At 75.1% G+C, this 7,479-nt stretch carries 6 protein-coding genes; 4 read left to right on the top strand and 2 right to left on the bottom strand.

The window, feature by feature from the left end; all coding sequences use genetic code 11:
• Positions 1-108: 108 nt before the first annotated feature.
• Positions 109-747, bottom strand: a complete 639-nt coding sequence (locus tag ACFVFR_RS08980; RefSeq protein WP_383699031.1) for an HNH endonuclease family protein — start codon at positions 745-747, stop codon at positions 109-111.
• 180 nt (positions 748-927) lie between these two features.
• Positions 928-1,467, bottom strand: coding sequence for a phosphoribosyltransferase (locus ACFVFR_RS08975; RefSeq protein ID WP_383699030.1), 540 nt, complete (start codon positions 1,465-1,467; stop codon positions 928-930).
• A 665-nt stretch (positions 1,468-2,132) separates the two neighbouring features.
• On the opposite strand from ACFVFR_RS08975, the gene ACFVFR_RS08970 reads away from it, so the two are divergent.
• The 4 genes from ACFVFR_RS08970 to ACFVFR_RS08955 all read left to right on the top strand — a co-directional run bounded on the left by ACFVFR_RS08970 (position 2,133) and on the right by ACFVFR_RS08955 (position 7,447).
• On the top strand, positions 2,133-2,804 hold the full coding sequence (locus ACFVFR_RS08970) for a hypothetical protein (RefSeq protein WP_383699029.1): 672 nt from the start codon (positions 2,133-2,135) through the stop codon (positions 2,802-2,804).
• Positions 2,805-2,867: 63 nt separating this feature from the next.
• Positions 2,868-5,210, top strand: coding sequence for a protein translocase subunit SecD (secD, locus tag ACFVFR_RS08965; protein ID WP_383699028.1), 2,343 nt, complete (start codon positions 2,868-2,870; stop codon positions 5,208-5,210).
• Between the two features lie 233 nt (positions 5,211-5,443).
• Positions 5,444-6,796, top strand: coding sequence for a TolB family protein (locus ACFVFR_RS08960; RefSeq protein ID WP_383699027.1), 1,353 nt, complete (start codon positions 5,444-5,446; stop codon positions 6,794-6,796).
• Positions 6,797-6,868: 72 nt separating this feature from the next.
• Positions 6,869-7,447 carry a TetR/AcrR family transcriptional regulator gene (locus ACFVFR_RS08955; protein ID WP_383699026.1) on the top strand — a complete coding sequence of 193 codons (579 nt, stop codon included), beginning with the start codon at positions 6,869-6,871 and terminating at the stop codon, positions 7,445-7,447.
• Positions 7,448-7,479 lie beyond the last annotated feature (32 nt).

Below are 7,479 nucleotides of genomic sequence, written 5' to 3'. Positions count from 1 at the left end.
GTTGGTGCGGGCGGCGGGGGGGGGGGGGCGGGGGGGGGGGGGGGGGGGGGGGGGGGGGGGGGGGGGGGGGGGGGGGGGGGGGGGGGCCCCCCCCCCCCCGCGCGCGGGTCAGCAGCCGTTGAGGACCGAGGTGAGCGCGCTCTTCTCGGTCGCGTCAACGCTCAGCCCGTAGTGCTGCTTGACCTGCACCCAGGCGCGGGCGTAGGTGCACCGGTAGGCGGTCTGCGAGGGCCACCACGTACCGGGGTCCTGGTCGCCCTTGGCCTGGTTGACGTTGTCGGTCACGGCCAGGAGCTGCGGGCGGGTGAGGTCGTTGGCGAAGGACTGGCGGGTGGCGGTGGACCAGTCGCGGGCTCCCGAGTCCCACGCCTCGGCCAGCGGCACCAGGTGGTCGATGTCCACGTCGGAGGCGGCGAACCAGGTGGCCCCGTCGTAGGGGGAGTACCAACTGCCCGAGGTGGCGGCGCAGGAGGAGTCGGTGACCACGTTGGTCCCGTCACGCTTGAGCACGGTCTCCCGGGTGTTGCAGGCGCCGCTGATGGTGATCCAGTGCGGGAACAGGTCGCGGCTGTAGCCGGTGCGGGGGCCCTCGGGGGTGGCGGGCATGGCCGCCAGGTAGGAGCGGGCCGTGGTGGCGCTGATCGGGGTGGGCAGTGCGGCCTGGGCCGAGGGAGCCGTCGCGAGCAGGGTGACGGCGACCGAGGCGGTGGCCGTCGCGGCGGCGACGCCGTGCCGGAGAATGCGCATGGGTACGTCAACTCCCGTACATCGAAGGGCAGATCACGGGGGAGGTGGCGTCGTTCATGGTGGCCCGGGGCGCCCCGGGCCGGGAGCAGCGCGCGGGTGAACAGGTCGTGAGCATTGACGGGCGGGGGAGCACACAGCGCGCCCCGGGCTCCTCGGGCGGAGCTCCGGGGCGCGGGCCGCTCAGGCCACGTACGGCGGCAGCTCGCTCGCGTCCAACAGGCTGTGTACGGGGCCGAGTTCACGCCGCCGCGCGTCGTCGCCGAGCTCGTCGACGATGACGCCGCACCCCTCCCAGCCGGCCCCGCACGCCTCGACGATCTCCCTGACGGTGGCCGCCTGGCTGCCGGTCTCCAACCAGTCGTCGACGAACAGGACACGGTCGCTCGTGCTCAGCGTTGAGCGCTGGAGCCGCAGCCGGTGGCGCAGGCCCCGGTAGTCGGGTGCGCTCTCGCGCACCACCTTGTCCCCGGGAAACAGGCCGGCGTCCTTGCGGACGGGGACGAAACCCACGCCAAGCGCCACGGCCACCGCGCCACCCAGCAGGAACCCCCGCGACTCCACTCCGCAGACCGCCGTGACCGCCCCGCCCCGGAACGGTGCGGCGAGCCCCGCCACGACGGCGGCCAGCACCTCCGCGTCCCGGAAGACCGGCCAGACATCGACATGACCGTCAACCCATCGAAAGGACGCGAGAGCCAGATCGTGCGCGGTGGTCGTCATAGGCGGGAGTCTTGTGACACGGACCCGCGGGGGCAAGCCAATATCGCGCGCCGCGCGGGCATCCCGTCGGCCGGCACGGGGCGCCCTCCGAGGCGGGGCGGGGCCAGGTGCGCCCCGGGTGGGAACAACCCCGGCGGCTCGCAGCTGGGCCGGGCGGGGGCGTGCCGGCCGAGCCGGGCGGGGTGCCGTCGAGCCGCGTCGAGCCTCGCCGGGCCGGGTCGGGCCCAGCTGGGATGGGCTGTGTGACGCCGCGTCGGGCCGCGCCGCGCCGGGCTGGGTGACGTCGAGCCGCGTCGGGCCGGGCGGGCCCGAGCCGACGCCAGACGGGGCCCGAAAGAGCCGAGCCAGCTCGGGTTGTGCCAGGCCAGGCCAGGCCAGGTCAGGCCGGGGCGCGCCGGGCGCGGGCTCGGGGTGGTCTCGCGGTGACGGCGGAGCCGTACGCCCAAGCGGGTGCGCGGCTCCTCGTGGGCGCCGTCTCCTCGGCGCGGCGGGGTCGGGCTAACCTACTGGGCAAGCCCGACCCCGTGCCCGGGACCGTGGTCACCCGCGATGCCAGGCGCTGACCTGGCCGGGCCGTGACGGCGGCTTCGCGCGCCCCGCGTGAGCGCCGTCCCCACCACCGTGCCGACCCGGCACCGGCCGAGCGCGACGGAAGGGGAGGCGGTATGGCACGACGTACGACGCCCGCCCCCCGGCGCGCCGGCGACACCGACCCCGCGCGGGCCAGGCGGCTGACGGCGACCGTCGTCGCCCTCCTTCTCGGCGTCCTGGGCCTGCTGTCCCCGACGGCACACCCCGCACGTGCGGCCACCCCTCAGACCACCGCCGCCCAGACCGCCACCACACCGGCGGCCCCCACCGTGCCGTGGGCCGAGGCCGCCACACCGCCAGCCACCAGCGCCGGGGTACCGCCCGCCGGCACGACCGACGTGCCTGCCAGCATGCCCGCCGCGCCGGCCGACACCGGCCCGCCGCCGACCCAGCCCGCCCCCGGTACGCCCGACGCGGACCCGGCCCGCGCGTCATCCGGTGCCACCACGGGGCGCACCGTCGTCGAGCCGACCACACGGCTGGGCGCGGACGCGGGCGGCGGGCCGGCTCACGCGCTCCACGGGCCACACAGCCCACCCGAGGGCACCTGGCCACGGCTGAACGCGGACCACTCCGGCACCCGGCACACCGCGCCGCCCCCGGGGCTCACGCTGCTGCCCGTGCCGGTGGTCTTCACCCCGCCCGTCGGCTGGCGCGCGCCGCCCACGGCGCCGTACGCCGACCCGCACACCCGCCCCACCACCCCCTACTCCGGACGGGCACCGCCGCCACCGCTCGGCAGCTGACCTCTTCCCCGTCCTTCTCCGCGCCGCCTCGCGCGGCCGCGGCATGCCCGCCGGAGGCATCCCTTGACCCGCTCCACGCGAGTGCGGGCCCTGCTCGCGCTCGCCATCGTCGCCCTGTCGCTGTACGTCGCCGTGACCGTCCCCGCCCGTCTCGGCCTCGACCTGCGGGGCGGCACCCAGATCGTGCTCGAAACCCGTGACACGCCCACCGCCACGGCCGACTCCAAGGCCGCCGACCGCACATTGGAGGTGTTGCGCCGCCGCGTCGACGGACTCGGCGTCACCGAACCCACCCTCACCCGCTCCGGGGACAACCGGATCATCGTCGAACTGCCCGGCGTCCAGGACCCGCGCGAGGCCGCCGACGTCCTGGGCCGCACGGCCCAGCTCGCCTTCCACCCCGTACGCGGCCAGGGGCCGGAGACACCCGCCCCCTCGCCCACCACGGCGGGCGAGGGGGAACGCGTCCTGCCCGACGAGGACGGCAGGCCGCTGCGCCTTGGCCCGTCCTCGCTCAGCGGAGCCGAGGTCTCCGAGGCCGAGGCGCGTATCGATCCGCAGCGCGGCCTCGGCTGGTTCGTCAGCGTCGACTTCCGGGGGCCCGGCAAGGACGGGTGGGCCGAGCTGACCGGCCAGGCCGCCTGCGCCGCGCCCGGCGACCCGGTCCGCCGGGTGGCGATCGTCCTGGACGACGAGGTCATCTCCTCCCCACAGGTCGACCCCGGCGTCGCGTGCGAGAAGGGCATCGCCGGCGGCTCCACCCAGATCACCGGCGACTTCGACCGCGAGGAGGCCCGCGAACTCGCCCTGCTGATCAACGGCGGTGCGCTGCCGGTCCCCGTCGAGGCCGTCGAGCAACGCACCGTCGGCCCCACCCTGGGCGCCGCCGCCATCGAGGCCAGCGCGTGGGCGGCCCTCATCGGCACCGCCCTGACCGGCCTGTTCATCATCGCGGTCTACCGCCTCCTGGGCGCCCTGGCGGCGCTGGCCCTGGTCTGTTACGGGCTCATCTCCTACGCCGCCCTGGTGGCCCTGGGAGCCACCCTCACCCTGCCCGGCCTCGCCGGGTTCGTGCTGGCGATCGGCATGGCCGTGGACGCCAACGTGCTGGTCTTCGAGCGCGCCCGGGAGGAGTACGCGGCGCTCACACGCAAGACCCCGCGCTCCGCGCTGGCCACCGGATTCCGGCAGGCGTTCAGCGCCATCGCCGACTCCAACATCACCACGCTGATCGCCGCCGCGCTGCTGTTCCTCTTCGCCTCCGGACCGGTCCGTGGCTTCGGCGTCACGCTGGGCATCGGCGTCGTGGCCTCCATGATCAGCGCACTGGTCGTCACCCGCGCGCTGGCCGACTTCGCGGTGGCCCGCCGCGCGGTGCGCAAGCGGCCCCGGGTCACCGGGATCGCCCACGTCGGCGGCGTACGCACCTGGCTCACCCGCCGCGACCCGCACCTGATGCGCCACCCGCGACGCTGGCTCGCCGGCTCGGCCGTGGCGATGCTGCTGGCCACGACGGGCATCCTGGTACGCGGTCTCGACTTCGGCGTGGAGTTCACCGGGGGCCGGCTCGTGGAGTACGCGACCGCCGCGCCCGTGGACGTCGACCGGGCCCGCGACGCGCTGGCCGACGCCGGTTTCCCCCGCGCCGTCGTGCACGCCTCGGGCGAGGGGGAGCTGACGGTACGCACCGGGGGGATGACCAACGCCGAGGAGGCGCGGGTGGGCGAGGCGCTCGGCGACCTGGCCGGGGAGCCGGTGGACAAGGTCCGCGACGAACTCATCGGCCCCAGCATGGGGGAGGAGCTGCGGCGCGGGGCGCTGATCGCCCTCGCGGTGGCGGTGGGCGCGCAGTTGCTCTACCTCGCCGTCCGCTTCCGCCTCGCGCTGGGCCTGTCGGCGGTGGTGGCGATGGTCCACGACGCGCTGATCGTGGTGGGCGCCTTCGCCTGGCTCGGCAAACCCATCGACGGGGTCTTCCTGGCCGCGCTGCTCACGGTCATCGGCTACTCGGTCAACGACTCCGTGGTGATCTTCGACCGGGTCAGGCAGTTGCGGGCCAGCCATCCGAAGCGGCCCTACGCCCGAACGACCAACGCCGCGCTGCTCCAGACGGTGCCGCGTACGGTCAACACCGGCATGGGCGCGGTGTGCATCCTGGCCACCCTGGCCCTGGTGGGCGGTGACTCGCTGACCGACTTCGCGATCGCGCTGCTCATCGGCGTCCTGGTCGGCACCTACTCCTCGATGTTCACCGCGGCCCCGCTGGCCGTCGAACTCCACGCGCGCGGCATGTCCGCCTCCCGCACCACCCCCACGCGCGAGCGACCTACCGACACCGACCCGGACACCGACCCGCCAACCCGGCCCCGGGCCCGCTCCCGCCCCGGCGCCGACCTGTCACGCTGACCGACACCGGAGCCCGTACGCCCCCGGCGCGCGGGTGAGGCCCGGCGCCCGCCCGCCGCTCGTGGCGCGCGGGCGCCGGCCCGGCCGGGGGTGGCGCACACCCCCGGCCGGGCCGGTCGGTGTGGGGGAGGGGAGGGGCGAGGGAGTGGCCCGTTCCGTCGTTGACCGGTTCCCCCGGGGCGGGTTGGCTTGTCCTGTCCCGGTCACGGGGCGCACTCGTCCTGGGAGGCTCCGTGCGACGTAACCGACTGCGAACCTCGCTCGTGGCGGTGGGGCTCTGCGCCCTCGCCCTGCCCGCCGCCCCCGCCCTCGGCTCCACCGTGACCGGCGACCGCGCCCCGGCCGGGCCCGGGCCACTGGTCGAGCGGGTCAGCGTGACCGCCGACGGAGCGCAGGCCGACGGCGCGTCCGGGAACGCGGTGATCAGCGGCGACGGCCACACGGTCGTCTTCGTCAGCGAGGCCACCAACCTCGTGCCCGGCACCGAGCACCCGGGCATCCAGCTCTACGCGAAGGACCTGCGCACCGGGAGGGTCGACCTGGTCAGCGCGGGGGCGGACGGACGGTTGGCGACCGGGCTGGGCGGGCGGCACGCCGTGAGCGCCGACGGGCGCTTCGTCGTCTTCGACGCGGAGTCGGCACTGGACGCGCGCGACACCAACCCGGGCCCCGACGTCTATCTCCGGGACCGTCGGCGAGGCACCACCGAACTGGTCACCACCAAGGACGCCGACGCCCCGGCCGGCCGCAGCTTCGGAGCGTCTCTCAGCGCGGACGGCCGGTACGTCTCCTTCACCTCGCTCCGCGCCGACTTCGGGCCTAAGGACACCAACGGCACGGGCGACGTCTACGTGCGCGACCGCCGCCGGGGCACCACCGAACTGGCCAGCGTCGCCACCGACGGCACCCAGGGAGACGGCGCGTCCGCCGAGTCCCTGCTCAGTCCCGACGGGCGGCAGGTCACCTTCACCACCACGGCCCGGACCCTGTTTCCCTGGAGCGAGCCGCCGCGCGCCCCCAGGCGGCCGATGCCCTACATCACCTTCGGGGTGCGCGACCGGCGCGCGGCCCAGACCACGGCCGGCGCGTACAACCTCAACGGCCTGCCCGCGAAGGTCAGTTACGAGATGGCCTTCTCGGCCGACAGCCGGTACCTGCTGTTCCAGTCCGGGGAGCGGATCGTGTCCGAGGGCGAGCCCGTCGACGTGTGGAACACCTACGCGCGGGACCTGCGCACCGGCACCTACCGACGGCTGGTGCTCCTGCCGGACGGCGGTGTTCCCCGACGGGCCGCGTACGGGCTGGGGCTGAGCCCGGACAACCGCATCGTCTACTTCACCGCGTCCGACGCGGACTTCGCCCCCGACGACCCCCACCCGGCGTGGGACACCTACCGTCGCGACCTGGTCACCGGTGAGGTCACCCGGCTGGTCTCCGCGCTGGACGGCCGGTCACCCGCCGGCGGATCGTGGGGCGCGCGCCCCGATCAGACCGGGCGGTCCCTGTCCTTCGTCAGCGAGTCACCCGACCTGGTGGCAGGCGACACCAACGGCGTCAGTGACGTCTTCGTCCGCCGCCTCCGCTGACGCCCTCGGGGTCGCCACCCGCGCTTGCCACGCTTTCTTGAGCGAGTGATCCAGATAGGTTACGGTGGGCCCATGGCCAGGACCCGGGAGTTCGACACCGAAGCGGCGGTGAGCCGTGCGATGGACCTGTTCTGGACGCGCGGCTACGAGGCGACCTCGGTACGCGACCTGACCCAGCACCTGGGTATCGGCCAGGGCTCCCTGTACGCGGCGTTCGGTGACAAGGACGGCCTCTACCGGGCCGCGTTGGAGCACTATCGCGCCACCCTGGCGGCGGCTGCCCTGCGTGACCTGGAGGAGGGGGCGGACGTCCGCTCGGCCATCCGCGCGATGCTGACCGGGCGGGTCCGGGTCGCCGCCGCGCACGACGGCCGGGGCTGCCTGGTGGTCAACGCCGCCTGTGAGCGTCTGCCGAAGGACCCCTCGCTCCGGCGCACCGTACGCGACATGCAGGATGCCAGCCGGGACGCGCTCGCCGAGGTGCTGCGGGTCGCGGTGGAGCGGGGCGAGATCGCCCCCCGACACGACCCCCACACCCTCGCCGCCTTCCTCGTCACCTTCCTCAACGGGCTGCTGGTCTCCGCGAAGGTCACGCCGGACCCGCACACCCTCGACCCTCTCGTGGAGGTCGCCCTGGCCGTCCTCGACTGACTTTTTCGTGTCCGCAATCTGTATCGCACGAT

Source organism: Streptomyces sp. NPDC057702 (genome assembly GCF_042799315.1).
Classification (GTDB): Bacteria; Actinomycetota; Actinomycetes; order Streptomycetales; family Streptomycetaceae; genus Streptomyces.
The sequence above is the reverse complement of the archived record's forward strand: the minus strand, read 5'-3'. Positions and strand labels throughout refer to the sequence as shown.

What these genes read in the sequence shown, in the direction of transcription:
- ACFVFR_RS08955 (WP_383699026.1), top strand. Translation starts at nt 6,869, where the DNA reads ATGGCCAGGACCCGGGAGTTCGACACCGAAGCGGCGGTGAGCCGTGCG.
- ACFVFR_RS08975 (WP_383699030.1), bottom strand. Translation starts at nt 1,467, where the DNA reads ATGACGACCACCGCGCACGATCTGGCTCTCGCGTCCTTTCGATGGGTT.
- ACFVFR_RS08980 (WP_383699031.1), bottom strand. Translation starts at nt 747, where the DNA reads ATGCGCATTCTCCGGCACGGCGTCGCCGCCGCGACGGCCACCGCCTCG.
- ACFVFR_RS08970 (WP_383699029.1), top strand. Translation starts at nt 2,133, where the DNA reads ATGGCACGACGTACGACGCCCGCCCCCCGGCGCGCCGGCGACACCGAC.